This is a genomic window from Rathayibacter sp. AY1A2 (assembly GCF_002930935.1).
Classification (GTDB): domain Bacteria; phylum Actinomycetota; class Actinomycetes; order Actinomycetales; family Microbacteriaceae; genus Rathayibacter.
In genome coordinates this window covers 1-23,802 of the sequence record NZ_PSTP01000003.1, presented here as the reverse complement: position 1 = coordinate 23,802, position 23,802 = coordinate 1, and the positions used below count along the sequence as shown (strand labels likewise).

The following is a 23,802-nucleotide window of genomic DNA, read 5'->3' as shown; positions in this document are numbered from 1 at the left end:
CCGCCCCGAAGGAGACCCGATGACCCCTGCCGACGCCGACGAGCAGGGGTCATCGGGTCTCCTTCGGGGCGGGGACGGGGCGCGGCACCTCGATGATCCGTCCTCGCGGAGCGCCTCGGGAGGCCGGGCGCGAACGCTCACGAGGCAGGCGCGCCAGAACGTCAGAACGCGCCAGTGGACCGTGCCGCCGAGCTGTGCCAACGGCACCGCGGAACGTGCCACGCGCCTCCGAGTGCCCGCTGCGCGCCGTTTCGAGACGGCCTACGCTCACCGGATGGACGAGGTGCGGGACGCGTACGGCGCGCGGGCGGAGGAGTACGCGGCGCTGCTCGGATCGGTCGACGCGGGGCCCGCGGCCGATCGCGAGCTGATCGGGTCGTGGGCCGACGGGCTGGAGGGCACGGTCGCCGACGTGGGCTGCGGGCCCGGGCACTGGACGGAGTTCCTCCAGCGCCGCGGAGCCGCCGCGGTCGGCGTCGACCCGGTGCCGGAGTTCGTCGCGCTGGCTCGAGCGCGGTTCCCGGACGTCCCGTTCCGGCTCGGCTCGGCGCTCGAGCTCGACGTCGACGGCCTCGGGGGTGTTCTCGCGTGGTACTCGCTCATCCACCTCCCGCCGGCGGAGCTGCCCGGCGCGGTCGCGGCGCTCGCCGCGTACCTCCGACCGGGCGGAAGCCTGCTGATCGGCTTCTTCGAAGGGCCGCGCACGGAGGCGTTCGCGCACGCCGTCGCACCGGCGTGGTTCCATCCGCTCGCCGAGATGTGCGCCCTCGCCGAGCAGGCCTGCCTCGAGGCGACCCACTCGCTCCGCCGCAGCGCCCCCGGCGTCCGCGACCACGGCGAGCTGATCGCTGTACTCCCGCGCTGACGCCGAGCTGATCGCCGGCCTGTGATCCGGACGCCGCCGACGCCGCGGTGGTTCCGTGCTGACGGCACCCGCTCCCGCTGGTCACCGGCGGCCGACGTCCCGGCCCACCGCATCCCCTCGAGACACCACCGCCCCGCCGGGACGCCGCCGTCTCAGCGGTGCCGCGGCGGTCTCGGCGGTGTCCCGGCGGACGAGGGCCCCCGCGCCTAGAGGCGGTCGGCGCGCCACTCCGTGGGGATCTCCTCGCCGCGGCGGAACGCCTCCTCCTCGCGCTCGCGCAGCTCGACGCGGCGGATCTTGCCCGAGATCGTCTTGGGCAGGGGGTGGAACTCGAGGCGCCGCACCCGCTCGAAGGAGGAGAGCAGCTCCCGGGTGTGGGCGAAGATCGCACTCGCCGTCTCGGCGGTCGGCTCCCAGCCGTCGGCGAGGGTGACGTACGCCTTCACCACGCTGTGGCGCACCTCGTCCGGAGCCGGCACCACCGCGGACTCGGCGACGGCGGGGTGCTGCAGCAGCACGCTCTCGACCTCGAACGGCGAGATCTTGAAGTCGGAGGACTTGAAGATGTCGTCGGTGCGGCCCACGAAGGTGATCGTGCCGTCGACCGCGCGGACCGCCACGTCGCCGGTGTGGAAGTAGCCGTCGGCGCGGGCGCGCTCGGTGCGGTCCTCGTCGCCGAGGTAGCCGGACATCAGGTTGACGGGCTCGACGGAGAGGTCGAGGCAGATCTCACCGGTGGAGGCGGGCTCGCCGGTCAGCGGATCGACGAGGGCGATGGCGACGCCGGGCAGCGCGCGGCCCATCGCTCCGGGGACCACGGGGGCGCCGGGCGGGTTCGCGATGATCGCGGTGGTCTCGGTCTGGCCGTAGCCGTCGCGGATGGTGAGTCCCCACTCCCGCTCGACGGTCGCGATGACCTCGGGGTTGAGCGGCTCGCCCGCCGAGAGGATCTCGGTCAGCGCGCGCGGCTTCGCTCCCAGCGCCGACTGGATCAGCATCCGCCACACGGTCGGCGGCGCGCAGAACGTGGTGACCTCGGCCCGGTCGAGCTGCTGGTGCAGAGCGGTGGGGGAGAAGCGGCTGTAGTTGTAGACGAACACCGTCGCCTCGGCGTTCCACGGCGCGAAGAAGCAGCTCCACGCGTGCTTGCCCCAGCCCGGCGAGCTGATCGCCATGTGCACGTCGCCCGGCTGGACGCCGAGCCAGTACATCGTGCTGAGGTGCCCCACGGGGTACGACTCGTGCGTGTGCACGACCATCTTGGGCTTCGAGGTGGTGCCGGAGGTGAAGTAGATCAGGCACGGATCGGAGCTCTGGACGACCACGGTCGGGCTGATGCCGAAGGGCTCGAGCGAGTCGGCGTAGTCGAGCCAGCCCTCGACGGCGCCGCCGACCGCGATGCGGCCGAAGCCGCCCTCCATCTCGTCGAACTTGGCTGTCTCGGAGGCGTCCGCGATGACGTGCGCGACCTCGCCGCGCTCGAGGCGGTCGGCCAGATCGGCGGGTGAGAGCAGGGTCGTCGTGGGGAGGATGACCGCGCCGAGCTTCATGATCGCGAGCATCGACTCCCACAGCTCGAGGCGGTTGCCGAGCATGAGCATCACGTGATCGCCCTGCTCGACGCCGACCGAGTGAAGCCAGGCGGCGACCTCGTCGGAGCGCCAGCGCATCCGGTCGAAGGAGTACGTCTCCTCGGAGCCGTCCTCCTCCACGATCCAGAGGGCGGGGCGCTCGTTGCCGATGGCGATCGCGTCGAACCAGTCCACCGCCCAGTTGAAGCGGGGCCCGACGTCCGGCCACTGGAAGGCCTCGTTCGCGGCGACCGCATCGGTGCGGTGCTGCAGGAGGGTGTCGCGGGCGGCGCGGAAGCTCCCGGTGGGGTTCATGCATGTCTCCGTAGCGGTCGAGGTCCGGCCGCTGGCGGGACCGACCCCCATTCTGCTCCCGCCGCGGTGCCGGGTGCTGCGCGACGGAGGCCCGGTGGGGACGCACGTCGGAGGGAGCACCTGTGGAGGAGCGGCCGAGTCCGTCCCACGAACGACACGGCGTCAGCGGGAGGGCGGAGGGCTCGCCGCAGCAGCAGGCGCTCCCTCCGCTCCCTCCGCTCCCTCCGCTCCCTCCGCGGGACCTCAGTACTTGATGGACTGACCGCCGTCGATCGGGAGGACGGTCGCGTTCACGTACGAGGCGTCGTCCGAGAGGAGGAAGGCGACGACCGAGGCGATCTCGTCGGCCTCGCCGTAGCGCTTGGTCGGGTTGACCTGGATGAACTCCTCGGCCGCCTTGCGCGGGTTCTGCGGGTCGAGCTGCTTCATCGAGTTCTCGACCATCGGGGTCCAGATGGCCCCGGGCGCGATCGCGTTGATGCGGATGCCGAACTCGCCGTACTCGATCGCGGAGTTGCGGGTGAGGCCGACGACGCCGTGCTTGGCGGCCGCGTAGCCGGACTGGTTGCCGATCGCGGTGATGCCGCCGACGCTCGCGGTGTTGACGACCATGCCCGAGCCCTGCTCGCGCATCACCTTCAGCACCTTCTCCAGGCCGAGGAACACGCCGCGGAGGTTGATCGCGACGACCTTGTCGAACTCGTCGGCCGTGAAGTCCTCGGTGAGGTTCTGGCGGCCCTCGATGCCGGCGTTGTTGAAGAAGCCGTCGATGCGGCCGAACGCCTCGAGGGTGCGCGCGACGTAGGCGTCGACGTCCGCCTCCTTCGACACGTCGGCGAGGACGGTGATCGACTCGGTGCCCTCGGGCAGGACGTCGACCGTGGCGGCGAGGCCCTGCTCCGAGATGTCGACGAGGGCGAGCTTCGCGCCCTCCTGGGCGAGGCGGACGGCGGCAGCGCGACCCAGGCCGGATCCACCTCCGGTGATGAGGACGACGCGGTCGGTGAATCGGGTGCTGGTGGTGGTCATGACGACTCCTGCTCGAAGAGGGATGGGCTCGGAGGCCGTGCGGTCGGCGAGTCCGTATCCATGCGTCTGCATGCAATTTACTCCACGATACGCCACAGGTGTCGGTTGAGTCTGAGTGCGCGGTCAGGGATGGAGTGATCCGGGCTGCGGGCGCCCGCAGTCGAGCCCGGTGGACCCTCGCGAGCGGGGCCGCTGGATCCGACGCGAGCACTCGGGTTCTGGGCAGAGCCCCCGCCCCCCCCGACCCCGATCCGCCGCACGCCCGCCTACAGGTGCGGCTGCCCCGTCGAAGCGCTCGTTCCGCCGTCCACGGCGAGGATCGCGCCGGTGATGTACGACGCGTCCGCGCTGGCGAGGAACAGCACCGGCGGGGCGATGTCGTCCGGCTGCCCGGGGCGTCCGAGGGCGATGCGGTCGATGAAGGGCGCGAGCTCGTCGGGGGTCGAGGCCATCGACTCGGTCAGCGGCGTCTGCGTGAAGGCGGGGGCGACGGCGTTGACCCGCACCCCGTGCGCGCCGAAGTCGAGGGCCAGCGACTGCACGAACGTCGTGATCGCGCCCTTGGTCGCGTTGTAGGCGGCCTGGCCCCAGTCGCCGCGGATGCCCGACACGGAGGAGATGACGACGATGTTGCCGCGGCTCGCCTTGAGGTGCGGGAGCGCCGCCTTCACCGCGTAGAAGAGGGCGTCGACGTTCGTCGCGAAGAGCGAGCGCCAGGCGTCGTCCTCCACCTCCTCGATCGGGCCGCCGAGGTGGCCGGCCGCGTTGTTCACGAGGACGTCGATCCCGCCGAACCTCGCGACGGTGCCCTCGACGAGCGCGTCGACCTCGGCTCGGACCGAGACGTCGGTGGGGACGACCAGGACGCGCTCGGCCGGGAAGCCGGCGACGGTCTCCTCGAGGGTGGCGGGGGTGCGCCCGGCGACCGCGACGCTCGCGCCCTGCTCGAGGAAGGCGCGTGAAATGGAGCGGCCGATGCCGGAGCCGGCTCCGGTGATCAGGACGGTGCGTCCGGCGAAGGGGTAGGTGTTCGAGGCGATCATGGCGGTGCCTTCCGGGTGCAGAGGGGCGGCTCGGCGGGGTGCGCCGGGTGCGGCGGGCGTCGGATCCGCCCGGTGCCGATCATCCGCGGCACCCGAGCGGATCGACGGGCCGCCGCGCCGGTACGGAGGAGCTCCCCATCGATCCGCAGCACGGCTCCCGACCCTGGCAACCGCCGCAGAGTGCGGTCCGCGGCCGCGCGGGCTCGGGTAGACCGGAGGGACGCCAGTGGACAGGGGGAACCACCATGGACACCACGAGAACGACCGCTCCGCGCCGGGCGACGGGGCTCCGGGCGGGACGGCGCGCGACCGCGCTGGGCGCCTCGGCACTGCTCGCGGCGCTCGCTCTGAGCGGCTGCACGAGCGGCGCCGACCAGGCGGAGGAGGCGACACCCGCCGCCCCGGGCGCCGCTGCTCCGACGGCCGCTCCGACCGCGACGCCCACCGACGCTCCGCTCGGGCCCGTGACGCTGCCCGAGGGCGCGACCGCCGCCGTTCGGTGGACCGATCAGGTCGGCCCCGTCGATCCGCAGACCGTGTACCTCAGCGGCGATCCGCTGCACATCACCGTCTCGGTCGCCTGCGACACCGCGGACGCCGAGGTGACGATCGAGGTCGTCGGCCTGATGACGAGCGGATCGTCGTGCGTCTACAGCCCGAGCACGACCCGCACCGGCACGGGAGGCGGCAACACGGGCACCATGCAGATCGCCGTCGAGCAGGACGCCGAGATCAGGGTGACGACGGTGCCGGACGACGCGCACTGGTCGGCCGCCGTCTCGACCGGGGCGCGGACGGTCCCCGGGCCCTGACGCCGGCCTGTGCGCTCACGAGAACAGAGAAGTCGCGGTGGTCGAGAACGGCCACCGCGACGTCCGGGTTCTCGAGTCGCCCGGGGCGTCAGCCGATCGGGACGCCGAGCTCGGCCATGAACGGCACGGCGTCGACCGCCTCGCCGTCGACCCGCGTCTCGAAGTGCAGGTGGCAGCCGGTGGAGGCGCCGGTCGAGCCGCGCAGCGCGATGACCTGGCCGACGGTGACGGTCTCGCCGACCGACACCATCAGCTCGCTGTTGTGGGCGTAGCCGGTCTCGATGCCGCCGCCGTTGTCGAGCAGGATCCAGTTGCCGTAGCTGCCCTGGTACGACGCCTCCTCGACGGTGCCGCTGGAGGCCGCGAGGACGGGCGTGCCGCAGGCGCCGGCGAGATCGGTGCCCTTGTGGAACAGGTTCACGCCGGCGACCGGCGCGTCGGGGCGGGGGCCGTAGCTGCTGCTGATGTGACCGGAGATCGGGACGACCCACGCTCCGGACGCTCCGGCGGCGGCCGCGGTCGACTCGCCGGAGGTGGCGGTGATCGCGTCGAGGGACGCGGTGGGGACGAGGACCTCGGGCTTGGCCTCGGCGGCGAAGGCGTCGCGGGTGATGCTCTGCTGCACGACTCCGGCCGCCACGAAGCTCTGCGGGCGGGCCGCGGCGACGGCGGTGGCCGTGTCGCGGGTCAGCTCGGAGTCGGCGGTGCCGCCCACGGCGAACGCGGGCATCGTCGACGTGATCGCGATGCCGGCCACGAGGGTCATCGCGGCGACGGCGGAGACGCGGGGTCGTGACGGGCCGCGCGAGGGGCGGCGGCTGCGGGACTCCTGCTCACGGAGCGAGCGACGGGTCGGGAGGGCGGACGGACTGCCGGTCTCGGCCCCTGCGGGGGTGGGAGTCGAGGTGCGTGACGAACGGTGCATGCAGAGGAGGTTCCAGGTCTGCCGACGCTCGAGGGGGGGAGGCGAGCGCCGGGTGGGGCAGTGGGGCTGATCGCACGGCTGAGCCGATGCGACCCTCCAAACTACCCGCGTTCCGCCGGATCCGACCTGAGAGAAACCTCCGGAGTCAAGCGGTTGAGCGCATCGATCGGCTCTCGATCCGGAATGGCGGGGGTGCGCCGGGTCGCCGGTGGGCGTGCTCAGCGGTCGGCGGTGAAGACGAGCAGGGCGATCACGCCGGCGACCGTCGCCGCGACTCCGGAGCCCAGGCGCCACCACATCCACTTGTCGCGCCTGGGCCCGCGCACGGGACGCCGGAGGCCGGCGCGGCCCTGGTAGCCGCCGGGATCGTGCTGGAAGACCATGCCCCCAGCCTGCCGAACCCGCGCCCGTCGCGGGGTCACTCGCCCGCGACTCCCAGCCGCGAACGGCACCGCAGGGCTGAAGCGAGAGCCGAGGAGAAAGGAGGAGAGGCGGCGACCAGGGGGAAGGGGAGGCGGGACGGCACGGGCGCAGAACGGCCGCCGCCCGCGCGCCTAGCGCGGCCCGGGCGCGCTCGCCAGCGGGTTCGCGGGGCGGGTGCCGCTCGGTAGCGTGGGGGAGTCGGCCGGAGCGGTCGACGAGCGGAGGAGCGGACATGGCCGGGACCGGCAAGGACAAGGACGCACGCGACAAGGCGGCGCAGAAGCGCGCGAAGAAGGCGCTGAAGAAGGCCGAGAAGTCGGTGCGCGCGGCGCACGAGGCGGTCCGCGACTCCAGCAAGAAGCTGCGCAAGAAGGCCCGCAAGCTGGCCGAGCAGACCGAGAAGCTCAAGCGGACCCAGGAGAAGGCGGCGAAGAAGGCGGCCGCGGCCGAGAACCGCCCGACCACGCCGAAGCACGCCGCCGAGCCGGCGGTCGGCGCCCTCGACCTCACCCCGCCGCTTCCCGGCTCGCAGGAGCCCGCCGAGGATCAGGAGTCCGCCGAGGACGCCGGTGCCGCGGCCGGGTCCGCCGCCCAGCAGGAGCCGGCCCCCGACTCCGACCCCGCGCACACCCCGGACCTCACCCCGCCGATGCCGCGCTCGGCCTCCTGAGCGCACCCGTCTGAGCGCCGCATGCCGGTGCGGGCTCAGGAGAATCGCACCCGCCGATGCGCCGCCCGCCTGAGAATCCGCACAGGGTACTCGGGCTGGCGTGCCCCGCGAGGTGAACAGCAGGTGAAGCCTCGCGACCACGCCGAAACGCCTCCCGCCGCGGGAGCATCATGTCTGCGTGGATCCCTTCATCCTGCTCGCGCTCGTCGTCGTCACGGCCCTCGCCTTCGACTTCACCAACGGCTTCCATGACACGGCGAACGCGATGGCCACGTCCATCGCGACCGGTGCCCTGAAGCCCCGCACCGCCGTCGCCCTCTCGGCGTCGCTGAACCTCGTCGGTGCGTTCCTCAGCATCGAGGTGGCGCTGACCGTCACCAACGCGGTCGTGAAGATCCAGGACTCCTCGGGCGCACCCGATCCGGCGCTGCTCGAGGACGGTGGATCCGCTCTGCTGCTGATCGTGCTGGCCGGCCTCATCGGCGGCATCGTCTGGAACCTGCTGACCTGGCTGCTCGGCCTGCCCTCGAGCTCGTCGCACGCCCTCTTCGGCGGCCTGATCGGCTCCGCTCTCGCGGGCCTCGGCCTCAACGGCGTGAACTGGGCCGGCGACGGCACGAAGCTCGACGGCGTCGTCGGCAAGGTGATCCTCCCGGCGCTGATGTCGCCCGTGCTCGCCGGCGCGGTCGCGGCGATCGGCACCTGGCTCGTCTTCCGCGTGATCGGCAACCTCGCCGAGAAGAGCCTCCACCGCGGCTTCCGCTTCGGCCAGATCGGCAGCGCCTCCCTCGTCTCGCTCGCGCACGGCACCAACGACGCGCAGAAGACCATGGGAGTGATCACGCTCGCGCTGATCGCGGCCGGCGGCTGGAGCGACACCGAGTCGGTCCCCTTCTGGGTCAAGCTCAGCTGCGCGCTGGCCATCTCGCTCGGCACCTACATCGGCGGCTGGCGGATCATCCGCACCGTCGGCAAGGGCCTCGTCGAGATCGACACCCCGCAGGGCATGGCCGCCGAGAGCGCCTCCGCCGCGGTCATCCTCGCCTCCAGCCACCTCGGCTTCGCCCTCTCGACCACCCACGTCGCGACCGGCTCGATCCTCGGCTCCGGAGTCGGCCGCCCCGGAGCGCAGGTGCGCTGGCGCGTGGCGCTGCGCATGGTGATCGCCTGGGTCATCACGCTCCCGGCCGCCGCCCTCGTCGGCGCCGTGATGTGGTGGATCGGCCACCTCGTCGGAGGCGCGGCCGGCGGCCTCCTGATGGCCGCGATCCTCGTCGCCGTCGCCTCCCTCATCTACATCCGCTCGCGCCGCGACAGCATCGGCGCACACAACGTCAACGACGAGTGGCAGGACGCGGCGGCACGCCCCGCGCCCGAGACCGCCGGCGTCTGAGCGAAAGGATCCGCACCGTGCTCTCCCTCTTCCTCTCCGCCGCCGGCCAGGTGGCCCTCGTCGCCGTGCTCCTCGGAGCGGGCCTGCCCGTGCTCTTCGCCGTCGGCGTCCGCTCCTTCGCCGTCGCCGCCGGTGCTCCCGCCTCGGGCGGGTCGGACGCCCCCGCGGTCCGGACCGGTCTGCCCGCCCCGGTGCTGCGCGGGATCGGCGTGCTCTGCTTCGCCCTCGTCGTCGGCTCCGTCGTGATCGGCCTGAGCGTCATCATCGCGACGGGCCTCGGCCAGTCGGTGAGCTTCGAGCACGTGATCCCGACCTTCGTGCCCAAGGGCTGAGCATGGCCTCGACCGATCCGATCGCGGCGCGGGAGGGGATCGTCGCCCGCGTGGTCGGCTGGCTGCGCGCGGGCTACCCGTCCGGAGTGCCGGAGCAGGACTACCTGCCGCTGCTGGGCCTGCTGCGCCGCAGCCTCACGACGGACGAGGTCGAGCAGGTCGTCGCGCGGCTCCTGTCGGAGTCGGAGCGGGCCGAGACGGTCGTCTCGCGAGCCGTCGTGCGCGAGCGGATCGAGCAGCTGCTGCTCGGACCGGCGCTGCCCGAGGACGTCGCCCGCGTCTCCTCGCGGCTCGCGAGCGCGGGCTGGCCGCTGGCGGGCCCGGAGTCGCTGGCCGAGCCGGACACTCGCGAGGGCCTGGTCGCGCGCATCGTCCGCTGGCTGCGCGCCGGCTATCCGGCCGGGCTGCCCGAGCAGGACTTCGTGCCGCTGCTGGCGCTCCTCCGCCGCCGTCTGAGCGACGAGGAGGTGGCCGAGGTGGCCGCCGGTCTCGCCGCCGACGCGCCCGCCTCCCGCGCGGACGTCGGCACCGCGATCGCCGGAGTGACCTCGGAGCTGCCCTCGGAGGAGGACATCGAGCGCGTGCGCCGGTCGCTGGCCGCGCTGGGCTGGCCGGAGGAGTTCGCGAGCTGACACGCCGCGGCCCGGGTCTCGGGCCGCAGGAGGCCGCGAGCCTCTCCGCCGCTGTCGCCGGCGAGCCGGCCGGAGAGCCCGCTGGCCGACCTCGCCGCGATCCCGGGCGGTCCAGCCGTCGAAGGGTGACCCCGCCGGGACCAGGACGCGGACGCTGCAGCGGTCGGGGCCCGCCGTGAGCGGGCGGGACGAGCGCTGGAGCGTGTCCTCGGGCGGGCGACAGGCGGCCGCCCGGTCGGCAGGGGAGTCGCGGGGTCACGACGCGCGCCGTCCGCCGTCCTAGGTTCGGCCCGGGTCCGGATCGGCTGCGCAGCCGGCTGCCAGACCGCAGCCCGACCGGAAGGACAGCCCATGCCCGCACCCACCATCGTCCTCGTCCACGGAGCGTTCGCCGACGCCGCGAGCTTCGCCCCGGTCACGCGGATCCTGCTCGACGCCGGCCACGCCGTGCGCGTCCCGGCCGTGCCGAACCGCAGCCTGCTGGGCGACGCGGAGTACGTACGCTCCTTCGTGGAGCAGCTCGACGGGCCGGTCCTGCTGGCGGGCCACTCCTACGGCGGCGCCGTGATCACGGTGGCGGGGGTCGCCGAGAACGTGGTCGGCCTCGTCTACCTCGCGGCCTACGCAATCGAGGAGGGGGAGAGCCTCGGGCAGCTGCAGGGCGCCTTCCCCGACTCCGACCTCCCGGCGAACCTCGTCTACACCCCGTTCCCGATCGACGGAGCGGAGCCGGGCACGGACGTGTCGGTCGCGGTGTCGGCGTTCCCGGAGGTGTTCGCGGCCGGGATCGATCCGGCCGAGGCGGCCGTGCTCGCGGTCGGCCAGCGCCCGCTCGCCGCTCTGGCGTTCGGCGAGGCCGCTCCGGTCGCCGCCTGGCGGACCCGGCCGAGCTGGGGCGTCGTCGCGGCCGCGGACCGGACGATCAATCCGGACGTCGAGCGGTTCGGCTACCGGCGGGCGGGCGTGCGCTCGGTCGTCGAGCTCGACGCGCCGCACCTGGTGATGCGCTCGCACCCGGAGGAGGTCGCGCGGGTCATCGCCGACGCTGCGGCGGAGCTGAGCTGACCGCGGAGTCGCCTGACCGCGGAGGGGTGCGCCGAGTGCCGGTGCGCTCCTCCGCACCCCGCCGCGCACCGCCCCCACCCGGAAGCACGCCCCGCCGATCTAGGTACTCCCGCCGCGGATCTAGGTCGGCGTCGCGTGGAGTCGGGCCCGCCTCCTCCCTAGCCTCGAAGGGAGAGAAGGACGGGATCGTGGACACGGACACCGCGCGGCTCGGCGCCTACCTCCGGGGGCACCGCGACCGGCTGCGCCCCGACGAGGTCGGCCTGGGCGCCGACGGCAGGCGCCGCGTCAGCGGGCTGCGCCGCCAGGAGGTCGCCGTGCTCGCGGGGATCAGCCCGGACTACTACCTGCGGCTCGAGCAGGGCAAGGACCGCCGCCCCTCGGCGCAGGTCCTGGACGCTCTGGCCCGCGCGTTCCGTCTCGACGCGGACGGGCGCGACTACCTCTTCCGGCTCGGCGGACACGCCGCGCCGCGCCGCTCACCGGGCTGGGCGCAGGCCGGGCCGACCCCGGCGCAGGTCGGCAGCCTGACGAGCATGGTCTCGTCCTGGACCACGACGCCCGCCTACGTGGTCGACCGCTACCAGGACCTCGTCGCCGTGAACGAGCTCGGCCGCCTGTTCCTCCCCCTGGCCTGCGAGCAGGGGACCAACATGATCGAGGCCGTCGTCGACGCCGCGGCGCTCGAGACCGACGCCGAGCGGCACGAGGACTGGGACCGCACGATCGCCGTGATGACCGCCGCCCTCCGCTTCCACTCCGACCCGGCGGACCCGCGTCTGCGGGTCCTGGTCGCCTCGCTCGGAGGCCGCTCGCGGGTGTTCCGCCGCGTCTGGGCGAGCCAGGAGGCGTATCCGCTCCGCGAGGGCTCGTCGCCGGTGCGCGTCGACCCCTTCGGCTTCATCGCCTTCCGCTGGCAGACCCTGGAGGTGCACGGAGGCGACCACTTCCTGACCTCCTTCTTCGGCGCCCCCGGCAGCGCCGCGGCCGCCGCGATCGATTTCATCCGGGCCCGCCACCGGGTCGAGGAGTGTCTGCGCGAGGGTGCGATACTCGACGCGTGAAGCGGGACGGGCTCGTCGTCGGTCGGGGATCGGAGCTCGCGCGGCTCCGGCTGATGGTCGACCGCATCGCCGCCCACGGGTCGGCGCTCGTCATCGACGGGGACGCCGGGGTCGGCAAGACCACCCTGGTCGAGGAGGTCGTCGCCCACGCCCGCGCACTCGACGTGCGGGTGCTGCGGACCGCGGGCTCCGCAGCGGAGTCGGGCGACCAGTACGCGGCGCTGCAGCTCCTCCTGCACCCGCTCCGCCCGGGCCTCGACGGCCTGCCCCTGCCGCAGCGGGACGCGCTCCGCGTCGCCTTCCACCTGGCGGAGGGAATGCAGCCGACGCCGCTCCTGGCCGGCCTCTCGGCCCTGACCCTCCTGAGCGACGCCGCCGCCGATCGGCCCCTGCTGGTCGTCGTGGAGGACCTGCACCGGATCGACCCGGAGTCGGCGTGGGCGCTGCGGATGCTCGCCCGGCGCATCGGCGAGGACCGCGTCGTCGTCGTGATGACCACGAGGGACCGGCCCGAGGAGGACTCCGGTCTCGAGCACCTCCACCTCGGGCCGCTGTCGGCCGCCGACTCGGCCGCCCTCCTGGACACGCTCCCGCATCCTCCTCGCGGCGCCGCCCGGCGCGCTCTGCTCGACCTCGCCCGCGGGAATCCGCTCGCCCTGGTGGAGCTGACCGGACGCGACCCGTCGGCCGACGAGGCGGAGGACCGCGCGGTGACCGGACGCCTCGAGTCGGCCTTCGCCGAGCGCTTCGCGGAGCTCGACCAGCCCTCTCGGCTCGCCGTGCTGGCCGTGGCGCTGGGCGACGTCGCGACGGCGGAGGAGGCGAGCCGGCTGGCGAACCTGGCGATCGGCCGCCACCCCGACCCCTCCTGGATCGACCGGGCCGTCGCCGCGTCGCTGCTCAGCTGGACGCCGGGGAGCGGACTCCGCTTCCGGCACCCTCTCGTGCAGTCCGCGGTGACGAGCGTGAGCCGCCCCTCCGAGCGCGCGGCCGTGCTCCGCACGCTCGTCCAGGAGCACCGCGACGACCCGAGCCGGACGCTCTGGTGGCGGTCGGAGCTCGCGACCGGCTCTGACGGGCCGGTCGGCGAGGAGCTCGCCGGTCTCGCGGCGTCAGGCCTCGCGACGGGCGACGTCGTCCTGGCGGCTCAGGCGATGGAGCGGGCGGCGGAGCTGACCCCCGCGGGGCCGCTGCGCGTCTCGCGCCTGATCGACGCGGCCGAGTACTCCGGGCTCGCCGGCCGGACCGCGGAGGCGGCGCTGCTCGTGCACCGCGCGGCGGGCGAGACCGTCGATCCGGTGCTCACCGCCCGCGCCGCCTGGACGCGCGAGACGCTGCCGACCGGGCGCACGGCCCTCTCGCGGGGAGACCTCTCGCCCGCGCTCGCCGCAGTGACGGCGCTGCAGAGCCACGGAGCCGTCGACGCCGCGACCGCCGCGCTCCTGCACCTCGCCGCCATCGCCTGGGACCACAACCGCGAGGCGTCGCCCGGGGAGCCGATGATCCAGGCGGTGCGCGCGCTCGCCCTCGACGACTCCGACCCGCGCGCCGTCCTGCTCGCGGCGGTCACCGAGCCGATCGCCCGCGGCGACGAGGTCGTCCGCCGGGCGCTCGCGGCGGCCGGCGGGGCGAGCGGTCCGGAGGAGGCGTGGTGGCTCGGCTACGCGCTGAACACGGCGGGCGAGGTCGAGGTCGCCCGGGAGCTCCTGGAGGAGGCGATCACCGGGCTGCGCGCGCGCGGCGACATCCGGATCCTCCCGCAGGCGCTCCTCGCGGCCTCGATGACCACGTCGCTCGCCGGCCGCTTCTCGCGCGCCCGCTCCTTCGCCGAGGAGGCGCTCGTCCTCGGGAGCGACCTGGGGGACGTCGGCTTCGAGACCGCGTCCCGGGCCTGCCTGGCCTGGTTCGACGCGATGGAGGGCGTCGCGCCCGATCCCGAGGCGATCAGCGCGGGCAGCGCGATCGGCGCGGCCGTCCTCTGCTCGAGCGTGATGCGGGCGACGCTCCGCGGATCGCGAGCGGCGGTGGCGGTCCTCGAGTCGCGACCGGGCGACGCCGTGCCGGAGCTCCTGCCCCTCCTCGACACGGACGACGACTCCCTGAACCCCGGCTTCGCGATCCTGACCACGCCCGATCTCGTCGACGCGGCTCTCGCGATCGGGGACGTCGGAGTCGTGCGCCTGCACGCCGCGAGGCTGGAATCGCTCTTCGAGCGCTGGCACCAGCCGATGATCGAGGCGGCCCTCCGGTACGCGCAGATCGCCGTGGCGCTCGCCGACGGAGCGCCGGACGCCGCGGCCGGGCTGCTCCGCCGGACTCCGCCGCCGCTCCCGTACGTGCGGGCGCGGGCGCTGCTGCTCGTGGGCGACGGGCTGCACCGGGCCGGTCGGGCGGCGGAGGCGCGGCCCCTCCTCCGCGAGTCTCTGGCGATGCTCGAGGAGCTGCCGATCCACGCCTGGGCCGATCGGGCCCGTGACGCGCTCCGGTCCGCCGGAGGGAGGATCGCGGACGCGCCGTCGCCGGCCGCGGCCACCCTGACCCCGCAGGAGCTGCGCATCTGCGCTCTCGCGAGCACGGGGCTGTCGAACCGCGCGATCGCGCAGAACCTGTTCCTCTCGCCGCGCACGGTCGGCGCGCACCTGTACGCGGCGTACCGCAAGCTCGGGATCGGCGGGCGGGGCGAGCTCGCCGCGGTGCTCGGGAGGGACGCGGGCGCCGACGTCTGAGGCGGGACTCCGCTCGCAGGGGCGCCCGGCCCCCGTTCGAGCGCAGACGCGCAGGCGCGCCCCGGAACGGCCGGGACGCGCCTGCGAGCGTGCCGCGCTACTCCTGGATGAAGGCCAGCAGGTCGGGGTTGATGACGTCGGCGTGGACGGTCAGCATGCCGTGCGGGTAGCCCTCGTAGATCTTGAGCGTCGAGTTCTGCAGCAGCTCGTGCTGCTTCAGCGCGGCGTCCTTGTAGGGGACGACCTGGTCGTCGTCGCCCTGGGTGACGAGGACGGGGACGGTGATCGCCTTCAGGTCCTCGGTCTGGTCCGTCTCCGAGAAGGCCTTGATGCCCTCGTAGTGCGCGAGCGCGGATCCGGTCATGCCCTGGCGCCACCAGTTGTCGACCACGGGCTGCGAGAGCTCGACGCCCTCGCGGTTGAAGCCGTAGAAGGGCCCGGAGGCCACGGCCTGGTAGAACTCGGCGCGGTTCGCCGCGAGAGCGTCGCGGAAGCCGTCGAACACCGAGATCGGCGTGCCCTCGGGGTTAGCCTCGGTCTGCACCATCAGCGGCGGGACCGACGAGACGAGGACGGCCTTGGCCACGCGGCCCTGGGGCTCGCCGTACTTCGCGACGTAGCGCGCGACCTGACCGCCTCCGGTGGAGTGGCCGATGTGGATCGCGTTCCGCAGGTCGAGGTGCTCGACGACCGCGTTCACGTCGCTGGCGTAGTGGTCCATGTCGTGTCCGGTGCCGACCTGGGTCGAGCGTCCGTGCCCGCGGCGGTCGGTCGCGATGACGCGGTAGCCGTGCGCGTGGAAGAACAGCATCTGCGCGTCCCAGTCGTCGGACGACAGCGGCCAGCCGTGGTGGAAGACGATGGGCTGCGCGTCGGTGCTGCCCCAGTCCTTGTAGTAGATCTCGACGTCGTCGTCCGTGGTCACAAACGGCATCTTCGAACCTCCGTGCTCGTGTCGATCCCGAGCCCGGCCCGGGTCGTGTCCAAGGTGGTGCCTCCCCGGATGAGGGTGGGGAGCGGCTCCACGATAGGGGCGTGGGAGCGCTCCCTGAAGAGCGCGGGGAGATGTTCCGACGATCGTCCAGACCTGGTCGCCCGGGCGGTGCCGGGGCCGCCGGCCGCGCTCGCCGAGTGGGGTCGGATGACTCGTGACCGGCACCGCGGACGCTGACAGGATCGCGGCGGACGCGCCCTCCCGCGGCGCGCGGATCGGAGGTCGCGATGCCCACGACGACGCCCACGACGACGGCCCTGCCGACGCGCAGGACGACGACGCCCCAGCGGGCGGTGCTCCGGTGACCGTCGAGGACCGCGTCCCGATCGAGCCGCAGGCGGTCGTCGCTCCGCTCAGCCGGTCCGCCGTCTTCCTCTCGCTCGACATCGTCGGCGGGCAGGACGCCGCGGACCGCGTGCGGGACGTCGTCGCCGACGTGGGCGGGATCCTCCGCGCGGTCGGCTTCCGCGACCTGGGCCTGCGCCTCTCCTGCCTGGTCGGGATCGGGAGCGACGCGTGGGACCGCTTCGGCGGGGAGGGGCGCCCCGCGCAGCTGCACCCGTTCCGGGAGGTGGTCGGCGCGGCGCACACGGCCGTCTCGACGCAGACCGACCTCCTGTTCCACATCCGGGCGGAGCGGGACGACGCCTGCTTCGAGTTCGAGCGCCTCCTGCTCGACGCGCTCGGCGAGGACGTCGTCGTCCGCGACGAGGTGGTCGGCTTCCGCTACTTCGACAACCGCGACCTGCTGGGCTTCGTCGACGGCACCGAGAACCCGACCGGGGAGGCGCTGCCCCGCGTCGCGCTGATCGGCGCGGAGGACGCGGCGTTCGCGGGCGGCAGCTACCTGGTCGTGCAGAAGTACCTGCACGACCTGACGTCCTGGCACGCGCTCACCACCGAGCAGCAGGAGCGGGTCATCGGCCGGAGCAAGGCCGACAACGTCGAGCGCGAGGACGATCCGGCGCAGCTCTCGCACAAGGGGCTCGCGACCGTGGTCGACGCCGGCGGGACCGAGCACGACATCCTCCGCGACAACATGCCCTTCGGCCGGCCCGGCAGGGGCGAGTTCGGCACGTACTTCCTCGGCCTGGCCGCCGACCTGTCGGTGATCGAGACGATGCTGACGCGGATGTTCGTCGGCGTGCCCGCGGGCCGGCACGACCGCCTCCTCGACTTCTCGACCGCGACGACCGGCGGGGTCTACTTCGTGCCCTCGCGGGACGTGCTCGAGGGCCTGGGCGGCTGACCCGAGCCGGTCGTCGGGGCGCGGATCGAGTCGGATGACCGTGGTGCCGCCCGGGCCGGAGCGGTGGGATCGGAGCAGCGCAGGCGCGCAGGACGATCAGCAGGGAGAACGCCGTGGAACCCGACGACAGCACCGCTCCGCACCACGAGACCCCCGGTTTCGGAGACCCGGACCTCCCCCAGGAGGGGATCGTGAACACCGAGGGCGATCCCTCGGCGAACACGATGACCGGCCCGCAGAACCGCGTCCTGGAGGGACTGTTCCCGAACCAGATCGCCGCGCCCGCGACGGACATCAGCACGCAGCCGTTCTTCTGGTCCTCCTTCAACATCTCGCCGCGGCGGGTGCAGCGGGGAGGCTGGGCGCGCGAGCTCACGCAGGCCGATTTCGCGATCTCGAACGAGATCGCCGGCGTGAACATGTACCTCGAGGCCGGCGGGATCCGCGAGCTGCACTGGCACCAGAGCGCCGAGTGGGCGCTGATGACCAAGGGGAACTGCCGCATCACCACGCTCAGCCGCACCGGCCGGCCCAGCGTCGACGACGTGCAGGAGGGGGACCTCTGGTACTTACCGCCCGGCCTGCCGCACTCCCTGCAGGGCCTCGGCCCGGACGGGGCGGAGTTCGTGCTCGCGTTCGACGACGGCGAGCAGTCCGAGAGCAACACGCTCCTGCTCACCGACTGGTTCGCGCACACGCCGCCGGACGTGCTGGCGAAGAACTTCGGCGTCGCGCAGGAGGTCTTCCGCGACATCCCGCTGCACGACCTCTGGATCTTCCCGGGCGACGTGCCCGGCGACCTCCAGGCCGACCGGGCCGCGGCCGGGGTGCAGGACGGCGACGAGGCGGTGATCTTCCGGCTCTCCCGCTCCGAGCCCGCGTACCAGAACAGCGGCGGCCGGATCCAGATCGCCGACAGCACGAACTTCCCGGCCTCGCGCACGGTCTCGGCCGCGCTGACGACCGTCGAGCCCGGCTCGATGCGCGAGCTGCACTGGCACCCCAACGCCGACGAGTGGCAGTACTACCTCCGCGGATCCGCCCGGATGACCGTCTTCAACACCGGCCCGCACGCCAACACGACCGACTTCCACGCCGGAGACGTGGGCGTCGTGCGCCGCAACTTCGGCCACTACGTGGAGAACACCGGCGACGACACGCTCGTCTACATCGAGACGTTCAAGAGCTCCCGCTACGAGGAGGTGTCGCTCGCCCAGTGGCTGAGCCACCTGCCGCCGTCGCTGGTCGCGCAGCACCTGAACATCCCGGAGGAGGTGCTGGCGACCTTCCCGCTCGGGACGCAGGGGATCACTCCGCTGCGCTGAGGGAGGGACGCGCGGAGGGGACGGGGACATGGCGGAGGATCACGAGGCGGCGCTCCTGCCGTGGGCGGGGAGGGCGGCGGTGCTGCTGGACCGGCACCTGCGCGTGCTGAGCGCGACTCCGCTCGCGCGGGCGCTCTCGCCCGCCTTCGCCCCGGGAGTGAGCATCGCCCGCTTCACCTTCCTGGACTCGTCCGAGGTCGAGGACCTGCCCTGCTGGGGCTCCGCCGCCGACCAGGTCGCGGCGATGCTCCGCGACTCGCTCGAGCGGCACCGGGGGGACCGGGAGTTCCTGACGGTCGTCGGGGAGCTCTCGGCGAGGAGCCCCCGGTTCGCGGACTCGTGGGCGGCCGGGGCGGAGGCCGACGCACGCGGGTCGGTCGTGTTCCTCGACACCGCGGTCGGCTCCGTTCCGATGGACTACCGGCTGGTCCGGGACGGCGCGCGCCTCCTACTCCTGTTCGAGGCGGGTGACGCGGCGGGTCGCGAGGCTCTCGCCCGGCTCACCGCCGCTGATCAGGCGCCGGCCGGGGCCGCCAGCGCGGTGCCCGCCTCCGGAGCGGGCCGCAGCGAGGCGAGGACGTCGACGGCCGCGGCCGCCGGAGTCCCCGCTGCCGCGAGGTAGGTCACGACGTACCGGCCCGGAGCGCCGGCGACCTCCAGGGTCTGCATCTCGAGGTCGAGCCAGCCGAACGGCTCGACGTGGACGCGGATCCACCGGTGGGTGAAGGGGCGGACCTGGTACTCGGCCCAGATCGACCGGAACAGCGGATTCTCGACCGAGCACTCGCCGACGATCTCGTGCAGCCGCGGATCGTCGGGGTCGCTGTAGAACCGCAGCGCGGCGATCAGCTCACGGAAGACCTGGCCCCACGCCTGCAGCTGGTCCGGCGGGTCGCCGTCCGCCACGGCGCGCGCGTAGCCGCGGGACGTGGAGAGCAGCATGTTGGCGCCGGGCACGCCCTTGTCGGGGGCGAGACGGCTCATCAGGTCGTTCGCGCCGAGGACGTCGAGGTTGCGGTCGAACGCGTACGCCGGGGTCCTCGGCCAGTGGGCGAGCAGCGACTCCACGCCCTGGCCCGGCGGAGGGGAGTCGGGATCGCGCGGGCCGGGGCGCAGCTGGGCCAGCCGGAAGAGGTAGGCGCGCTCGAACTCGTCGAAGGCGAGCGCCTCGGCGAGGGCGTTCAGCACCTGGTCGGACGGGGCGACCGCGTGCCCCTGCTCGACGCGGAGGTAGTAGTCGCGGCTGATCCGGGCGCGGTCGGCGACCTCCTCGCGGCGCAGGCCCGGCACCCGCCGCCGGGTGCCCGCGGTCGGCACGCCGACCTGCTCCGGCCGCAGCGCCGCCCGGCGAGCGCGGAGGAACTCCGCGAGGGGGCTGCGAGAGCTCATCGTGCGACTCCATCGGATCACCCGCCGGGTCGAGCGGCGGTCGTGCGGGGGTGGGGCCGTACCGGTCGTCCGGTGGGACACAGAGTACCGTCGGGCGCCCACGGGGCCCACTGCCCTGCTGCGCCTCCTGCCCGGCGCCGACCGGGGGACGGGCGCTCGGGAGGGTTCGACAGAGGGAGCGCTCCGGAGGGTTCCGACAGAGGGAGGAGAGCGCGCCCGCGCCCGGCGGTCAGCATGGGGTCCTCGGAACCCGTCCCTCAGGAGTCGCGATGACGATCAGTGCACTCTCCTCGCCGCCCGCGCCTCCGAGCGCCCCCGAGGACGTGGTGGTCCGGATGCTGAGCTCGGCGTCGCCCGCGCGGGAGCGGCTCCTGGTGGTCGAGGGCGGGATCGGCTCGGGCCGGACGCACATGCTGCGCTCCGCCGCGGCCACCGCTCGCGCCGCCGGCTGCGAGGTCGTGGAGGTGCGGCCGGACCGGGGCGACGCCGTGATCGGCGCGTCCTCGCTCGCGCTGTTCGCCACGCTGATCGGCCGTCTGCAGCGGGTGCGCGACTCCTCCGCCTCGCCCTGCGACCCCGGCTTCCTGATCGTCGTCGACGACTGGGAGCGGTTCGACGTCGCCGCCCGCGAGACCCTCCAGGCCCTGGTGACCCGGCTGGTCGACGAGGTCGGCGCCGCCTGCCTCCTCGCCACCGGCGACCGTCGCGTCCTCGCCGGCTGGGAGGGCCTCCGGCACCGTCGCACGGAGCCCCTCGACGCGGAGGCGGCCTGCGGCTTCCTGCGCGCCCACGGCGGCCGCCGGCCGCTCGCCGTCGAGGCGCGCCTGCTGCGGGTCGCGGAGGGGAATCCGCTGCTCCTCGACGTCCTCGGGCGGGCCTGGGCCGACGAGGACGCTCCCTCGCCCTTCCCGGTCTACCCGCGGCTCGAGCAGGCCGAGACCAGGGTGCTCGACCTGCTGGCTCCGCTGTCGGAGGAGTGCCGGGAGGCGCTCCTGGTCGCCGCGGTGGCGGGCGCCGAGTTCCCGGAGAGCATCGGGTCGGCCCGCGGAGACGGGGACCGCGCCCTGGTGCAGGCGGGGATCCTGACGGCGGGCGGCCGTGCGTTCCGCGACCCGGTCGTCCGCGCGGTGGTGCTCTCGACGGCGTCGCCCCGAGCGCTGCGGGCGGCACGGAGGCGGCTCGCCGAGCGCCCGGAGTCGGCCCCGCACCTCCGCCTGCTGCTCGCGGCGGACGACGCGGCCGGGTCGGAGGAGCGGGCGCGGCTGCTGAGGGACGCGGCGGAGGAGCGACTCCGCGCGGGTCGGCCGCAGGAGGCGCTGCTCCTCCTCGCCGAGGCGCGGTCGAGTGCGCGCGGTGGTGCTCTGCGGGAGGAGCTCGAGACGCGCGCGGCTGCCGTCGCGGCCTTCACCGGCGACGCGGCGGCCCTCGAGCGGGTGGTCGAGCGCTCGCGGGAGGACGGCGGGGTTCCCGGGGCCGGCGTCGAGGCGGCGCGGCTGGCCGATGCGCTGCTCCGCACGGGGGACGTGGGCGGGGTCCGCCGCGCGGCCCTCCGGGGGCTCGGCGCTCGGGTGGGGCGTGAGGGCTCGGGAGTCGGTGGTGCCTCGCTCGCCGGCGGTGACTCTCCTGTCGGCGGTGACTCTCCTGTCGGCGGTGTCTCTCCCGCCGAGACCGGCGCCTCCAACGACGACGCCAGCAGCATCCCCGCCGACCACGCCGCCCCTCACGACGACGCCGCCGACCTGCAGGCGACCGTCCTCCACCTCGCCTGCACGCTCCACGGCGATCCCGCGTGGTGGCAGGAGGCGCTCGCCGTCGGCGAGGAGCACCCCCTCGATCCCGTCCTGCGCCTCGTGGAGGCCTGCGTGCGGCCGGTCCCGGACGAGGAGTGGGAGCGCCGCCGGCTGCTCGCCGAGGACTCCGCGGTCACGGGCGACCCGTGGAAGACGGTCGCGCTGCATCTCGCCTGGTCGCTGCTCGAGGTCTCGGACGAGCGCCGCGACCGCCTCGCCGGGCTCCTCGACGGCGGGGATGAGGCGGACGGCCTGCCCGGCGCCCTCGCCCTCCTCCGCCGCGGCACCGCCGCACTCGACGGCGGTCGCCTCGACGACGCCTCGGCCGACCTCGACCGCGCCGCCGCCCGCGCCGACGACCTGCCCGCCGTGCGCGCGCTGATCGACGCGACTCGAGCCCGGGTCCACGCCGTGCAGGGCGACCGCGCACGCACCCTCGAGTGCGCCGAGCGCGCGACGGCCTGGGCGCTGCGGCACGGAGCGGCGTCGGTCGCGCGCGCCGCCGATCACGCCCTGTGCTCGCTCGACCTCGGCGGCGGCCGCTTCGAGGAGGCGCACGCCCGCTCCTCCTCTCGCGCCGGCGGCGATCCGCTGGAGCTCCTCGACGCAGCCGAAGCCGCCTCGCGCCTCCGCCTGCCCGAGCACTGCGCCGAGCTGGCGGCGGCCGCGGCGGAACTCGCCGCGCGGCCCCTCGCTCCCCGCGGGCGGATGCTCGCCTTCGCGGCGACCGCGGTCCTCGATCAGACCGGCGGCGCGGGCGCCCTCTTCGAGCGCTCCCTCGACCCGGCCTCCGAGGAGTGGCCGTTCGAGCGGGCACGCGTCCAGCTCTGCCACGGCGAGTGGCTGCGCCGCCGGATGCGCCCGCTGGAGGCCCGCACCCGGTTCCGCCAGGCCGCCGCGGGGTTCGCCGCGGTGGGAGCCGAGCTCTGGCTCGCCCGCGCCCAGCACGAGCTGCGGGCGGCGGGCGGAGCGGGGGAGGCGCCGGTCGCCGCCGACCTCAGCGAGCAGGAGCGGCGCGTGGTCTCGCTGGCCGCCGCGGGGCTCTCGAACAAGCAGATCGCCCAGCAGCTCTTCGTCTCGCCCCGCACCGTCAGCGGGCACCTGTACCGGATCTTCCCCAAGCTCGGGGTGACCTCGCGGGCCGGGCTCCGCGACGCGCTCCTCAGCCTCGAGGACGCCCGGAGCGCGTGACGGAGCCGCAGGATCGAGTCATCCGACCTGGTGCCTGCCGCCGCGGGAGGCGCATGCTGAGCGCATGACGTCGCAGCAGATGATCGACCCCTCCGTCCCGCCGAGCGGCCCCGGCTGCGTCGAGTGCGAGCAGTCCGGCTCGTGGTGGCTGCACCTGCGCCGCTGCGCGCTCTGCGGGCACATCGGCTGCTGCGACGACTCGCTGAACCGCCACGCGACGGCCCACTACCACTCGACGGGCCACGCGATCATCCGCAGCTTCGAGCCCGGCGAGGACTGGTTCTGGGACTACCGGACCGACGACTACGCCGACGGCCCCGCCCTGGCCGACCCGCAGAGCCACCCGGCGAGCCAGACCACCCCGGGGCCGAAGGACCGCGTGCCGCGCGACTGGCAGTACCTCCTCGCCGAGCGCGCCGAGCGGGGCTGAGCCGCGCGCCTCCGCGAGAGCGCAGGACTTTCGCGAGAGTCCAGGAGTTGTCGCACTCGGCATCGACTGCGACAACTCCTGGACAGTCGCCGGCCGCCGGCTCCCTGCGCACGTCCGCAGGCGGCGTGCAGACAGAAGTCGCCGTGCTCGCGACCGACGACGGCTACTTCTGGATGATCGCGGCGGCCCGCCCAGGAGCGATCGCCACGAGGGTCCAGAAGTCGTCGCACTGGGCGTCGACTGCGACAACTCTCGAGCAGTCGCGGCCGTCGGAGCCGCCGACACCCAACGCTCGTCCGCAGGCGGCGTGCAGACAGAAGTCGCCGTGCTCGCGACCGACGACGGCTACTTCTGGATGCTCGCGGCGGCCCGCCGAGGAGCGATCGCCACGAGGGTCCAGGAGTTGTCGCACTGGGCGTCGAGTGCGACAACTCTTGAGCAGTCGCGGGAGCAGGTCGGAGCCAGCTGACCAGCCGGCGGCCGACGCCGCGTCTGAACGGCGCCCGTCACCTCCGGACCCCGCCGGCCGGTCAGCTGGCTCCGACCTGCTCCCGCGACTGCTCAAGAGT

22 protein-coding genes are annotated in these 23,802 nt (G+C 74.2%); 15 read left to right on the top strand and 7 right to left on the bottom strand.

The window, feature by feature from the left end:
• The first annotated feature begins 274 nt into the window (after positions 1 to 274).
• Positions 275 to 865 carry a trans-aconitate 2-methyltransferase gene (locus C5B93_RS04110; protein ID WP_104291968.1) on the top strand — a complete coding sequence of 197 codons (591 nt, stop codon included), beginning with the start codon at positions 275 to 277 and terminating at the stop codon, positions 863 to 865.
• A gap of 206 nt (positions 866 to 1,071) precedes the next feature.
• On the opposite strand, the gene C5B93_RS04105 is transcribed toward C5B93_RS04110, so the two are convergent.
• From C5B93_RS04105 to C5B93_RS04095, 3 genes are all read right to left on the bottom strand, one after another.
• Entirely contained in the window at positions 1,072 to 2,751 is a 1,680-nt protein-coding gene (locus tag C5B93_RS04105; RefSeq protein ID WP_104291861.1) for an AMP-binding protein, read from the bottom strand.
• Between the two features lie 243 nt (positions 2,752 to 2,994).
• Positions 2,995 to 3,780 (bottom strand): glucose 1-dehydrogenase, encoded by a 786-nt coding sequence (locus C5B93_RS04100; protein WP_167299040.1) that lies wholly within the window; start codon positions 3,778 to 3,780, stop codon positions 2,995 to 2,997.
• Positions 3,781 to 4,046: 266 nt separating this feature from the next.
• A complete protein-coding gene (locus tag C5B93_RS04095; protein ID WP_258068125.1) occupies positions 4,047 to 4,823 on the bottom strand; it encodes an SDR family NAD(P)-dependent oxidoreductase in 777 nt (258 codons plus the stop codon).
• Between the two features lie 245 nt (positions 4,824 to 5,068).
• Between C5B93_RS04095 and C5B93_RS04090 the strand changes: the two genes are divergently transcribed.
• On the top strand, positions 5,069 to 5,635 hold the full coding sequence (locus tag C5B93_RS04090) for a hypothetical protein (RefSeq protein WP_104291860.1): 567 nt from the start codon (positions 5,069 to 5,071) through the stop codon (positions 5,633 to 5,635).
• Positions 5,636 to 5,723: 88 nt separating this feature from the next.
• On the opposite strand, the gene C5B93_RS17155 is transcribed toward C5B93_RS04090, so the two are convergent.
• Both C5B93_RS17155 and C5B93_RS17150 read right to left on the bottom strand, forming a co-directional pair.
• Positions 5,724 to 6,560, bottom strand: a complete 837-nt coding sequence (locus C5B93_RS17155) for a M23 family metallopeptidase (protein WP_181068322.1) — start codon at positions 6,558 to 6,560, stop codon at positions 5,724 to 5,726.
• 218 nt (positions 6,561 to 6,778) lie between these two features.
• Positions 6,779 to 6,943: a hypothetical protein gene (locus C5B93_RS17150; RefSeq protein ID WP_159940529.1), complete on the bottom strand. Its 165-nt coding sequence runs from the start codon at positions 6,941 to 6,943 to the stop codon at positions 6,779 to 6,781.
• Between the two features lie 272 nt (positions 6,944 to 7,215).
• Between C5B93_RS17150 and C5B93_RS04080 the strand changes: the two genes are divergently transcribed.
• The 7 genes from C5B93_RS04080 (at position 7,216) to C5B93_RS04050 (ending at position 14,865) form a co-directional block, all read left to right on the top strand.
• On the top strand, positions 7,216 to 7,653 hold the full coding sequence (locus C5B93_RS04080) for a hypothetical protein (RefSeq protein WP_104250455.1): 438 nt from the start codon (positions 7,216 to 7,218) through the stop codon (positions 7,651 to 7,653).
• Between the two features lie 178 nt (positions 7,654 to 7,831).
• Entirely contained in the window at positions 7,832 to 9,046 is a 1,215-nt protein-coding gene (locus tag C5B93_RS04075) for an inorganic phosphate transporter (RefSeq protein ID WP_104224012.1), read from the top strand.
• Between the two features lie 17 nt (positions 9,047 to 9,063).
• Positions 9,064 to 9,378, top strand: a complete 315-nt coding sequence (locus C5B93_RS04070) for a hypothetical protein (protein ID WP_104234141.1) — start codon at positions 9,064 to 9,066, stop codon at positions 9,376 to 9,378.
• Positions 9,379 to 9,380: 2 nt separating this feature from the next.
• A complete protein-coding gene (locus C5B93_RS04065; protein WP_104227379.1) occupies positions 9,381 to 10,010 on the top strand; it encodes a DUF3349 domain-containing protein in 630 nt (209 codons plus the stop codon).
• A gap of 351 nt (positions 10,011 to 10,361) precedes the next feature.
• On the top strand, positions 10,362 to 11,075 hold the full coding sequence (locus C5B93_RS04060; protein WP_104291858.1) for an alpha/beta fold hydrolase: 714 nt from the start codon (positions 10,362 to 10,364) through the stop codon (positions 11,073 to 11,075).
• A gap of 188 nt (positions 11,076 to 11,263) precedes the next feature.
• The gene (locus tag C5B93_RS04055; RefSeq protein ID WP_181065563.1) at positions 11,264 to 12,139 is read left to right on the top strand and encodes a helix-turn-helix domain-containing protein; all 876 of its coding nucleotides are present in this window, start codon (positions 11,264 to 11,266) and stop codon (positions 12,137 to 12,139) included.
• Positions 12,136 to 14,865 (top strand): AAA family ATPase, encoded by a 2,730-nt coding sequence (locus C5B93_RS04050; protein WP_104291856.1) that lies wholly within the window; start codon positions 12,136 to 12,138, stop codon positions 14,863 to 14,865. Before C5B93_RS04055 ends, C5B93_RS04050 begins: the two co-directional genes overlap by 4 nt.
• 97 nt (positions 14,866 to 14,962) lie before the next feature.
• Here C5B93_RS04050 and C5B93_RS04045 read toward each other — a convergent pair whose 3' ends face one another.
• A complete protein-coding gene (locus C5B93_RS04045; protein ID WP_104224006.1) occupies positions 14,963 to 15,799 on the bottom strand; it encodes an alpha/beta fold hydrolase in 837 nt (278 codons plus the stop codon).
• Positions 15,800 to 16,013: 214 nt separating this feature from the next.
• On the opposite strand from C5B93_RS04045, the gene C5B93_RS04040 reads away from it, so the two are divergent.
• From C5B93_RS04040 to C5B93_RS16905, 3 genes are all read left to right on the top strand, one after another.
• Positions 16,014 to 17,108 (top strand): Dyp-type peroxidase, encoded by a 1,095-nt coding sequence (locus tag C5B93_RS04040; RefSeq protein WP_308471090.1) that lies wholly within the window; start codon positions 16,014 to 16,016, stop codon positions 17,106 to 17,108.
• A 113-nt stretch (positions 17,109 to 17,221) separates the two neighbouring features.
• On the top strand, positions 17,222 to 18,433 hold the full coding sequence (locus C5B93_RS04035) for a cupin domain-containing protein (RefSeq protein WP_258068124.1): 1,212 nt from the start codon (positions 17,222 to 17,224) through the stop codon (positions 18,431 to 18,433).
• Positions 18,434 to 18,461: 28 nt separating this feature from the next.
• The gene (locus C5B93_RS16905) at positions 18,462 to 19,055 is read left to right on the top strand and encodes a hypothetical protein (protein WP_104267613.1); all 594 of its coding nucleotides are present in this window, start codon (positions 18,462 to 18,464) and stop codon (positions 19,053 to 19,055) included.
• Here the strand turns inward: C5B93_RS16905 and C5B93_RS04025 are convergent.
• The gene (locus C5B93_RS04025) at positions 18,947 to 19,822 is read right to left on the bottom strand and encodes a helix-turn-helix transcriptional regulator (RefSeq protein ID WP_104291854.1); all 876 of its coding nucleotides are present in this window, start codon (positions 19,820 to 19,822) and stop codon (positions 18,947 to 18,949) included. The genes C5B93_RS16905 and C5B93_RS04025 overlap by 109 nt on opposite strands.
• Positions 19,823 to 20,091: 269 nt before the next feature.
• Between C5B93_RS04025 and C5B93_RS04020 the strand changes: the two genes are divergently transcribed.
• The 3 genes from C5B93_RS04020 to C5B93_RS17145 all read left to right on the top strand — a co-directional run bounded on the left by C5B93_RS04020 (position 20,092) and on the right by C5B93_RS17145 (position 23,702).
• Complete coding sequence (locus C5B93_RS04020; protein ID WP_104291853.1) at positions 20,092 to 22,803, top strand: LuxR C-terminal-related transcriptional regulator; 2,712 nt, start codon at positions 20,092 to 20,094, stop codon at positions 22,801 to 22,803.
• Between the two features lie 64 nt (positions 22,804 to 22,867).
• A complete protein-coding gene (locus C5B93_RS04015; protein WP_104291852.1) occupies positions 22,868 to 23,233 on the top strand; it encodes a UBP-type zinc finger domain-containing protein in 366 nt (121 codons plus the stop codon).
• Positions 23,234 to 23,540: 307 nt separating this feature from the next.
• Positions 23,541 to 23,702, top strand: a complete 162-nt coding sequence (locus C5B93_RS17145) for a hypothetical protein (RefSeq protein WP_181068321.1) — start codon at positions 23,541 to 23,543, stop codon at positions 23,700 to 23,702.
• Positions 23,703 to 23,802 lie beyond the last annotated feature (100 nt).

Excerpts from the sequence above, each read along its gene's own strand:
- C5B93_RS04080 (WP_104250455.1), top strand. The coding sequence starts at position 7,216 with ATGGCCGGGACCGGCAAGGACAAGGACGCACGCGACAAGGCGGCGCAG.
- C5B93_RS04095 (WP_258068125.1), bottom strand. The coding sequence starts at position 4,823 with ATGATCGCCTCGAACACCTACCCCTTCGCCGGACGCACCGTCCTGATC.
- C5B93_RS04100 (WP_167299040.1), bottom strand. The coding sequence starts at position 3,780 with ATGACCACCACCAGCACCCGATTCACCGACCGCGTCGTCCTCATCACC.
- C5B93_RS16905 (WP_104267613.1), top strand. The coding sequence starts at position 18,462 with ATGGCGGAGGATCACGAGGCGGCGCTCCTGCCGTGGGCGGGGAGGGCG.
- C5B93_RS04020 (WP_104291853.1), top strand. The coding sequence starts at position 20,092 with ATGACGATCAGTGCACTCTCCTCGCCGCCCGCGCCTCCGAGCGCCCCC.
- C5B93_RS04090 (WP_104291860.1), top strand. The coding sequence starts at position 5,069 with ATGGACACCACGAGAACGACCGCTCCGCGCCGGGCGACGGGGCTCCGG.
- C5B93_RS04025 (WP_104291854.1), bottom strand. The coding sequence starts at position 19,822 with ATGAGCTCTCGCAGCCCCCTCGCGGAGTTCCTCCGCGCTCGCCGGGCG.
- C5B93_RS17150 (WP_159940529.1), bottom strand. The coding sequence starts at position 6,943 with ATGGTCTTCCAGCACGATCCCGGCGGCTACCAGGGCCGCGCCGGCCTC.
- C5B93_RS04060 (WP_104291858.1), top strand. The coding sequence starts at position 10,362 with ATGCCCGCACCCACCATCGTCCTCGTCCACGGAGCGTTCGCCGACGCC.
- C5B93_RS04105 (WP_104291861.1), bottom strand. The coding sequence starts at position 2,751 with ATGAACCCCACCGGGAGCTTCCGCGCCGCCCGCGACACCCTCCTGCAG.
- C5B93_RS17155 (WP_181068322.1), bottom strand. The coding sequence starts at position 6,560 with ATGCACCGTTCGTCACGCACCTCGACTCCCACCCCCGCAGGGGCCGAG.
- C5B93_RS04015 (WP_104291852.1), top strand. The coding sequence starts at position 22,868 with ATGACGTCGCAGCAGATGATCGACCCCTCCGTCCCGCCGAGCGGCCCC.
- C5B93_RS04110 (WP_104291968.1), top strand. The coding sequence starts at position 275 with ATGGACGAGGTGCGGGACGCGTACGGCGCGCGGGCGGAGGAGTACGCG.
- C5B93_RS04045 (WP_104224006.1), bottom strand. The coding sequence starts at position 15,799 with ATGCCGTTTGTGACCACGGACGACGACGTCGAGATCTACTACAAGGAC.
- C5B93_RS04065 (WP_104227379.1), top strand. The coding sequence starts at position 9,381 with ATGGCCTCGACCGATCCGATCGCGGCGCGGGAGGGGATCGTCGCCCGC.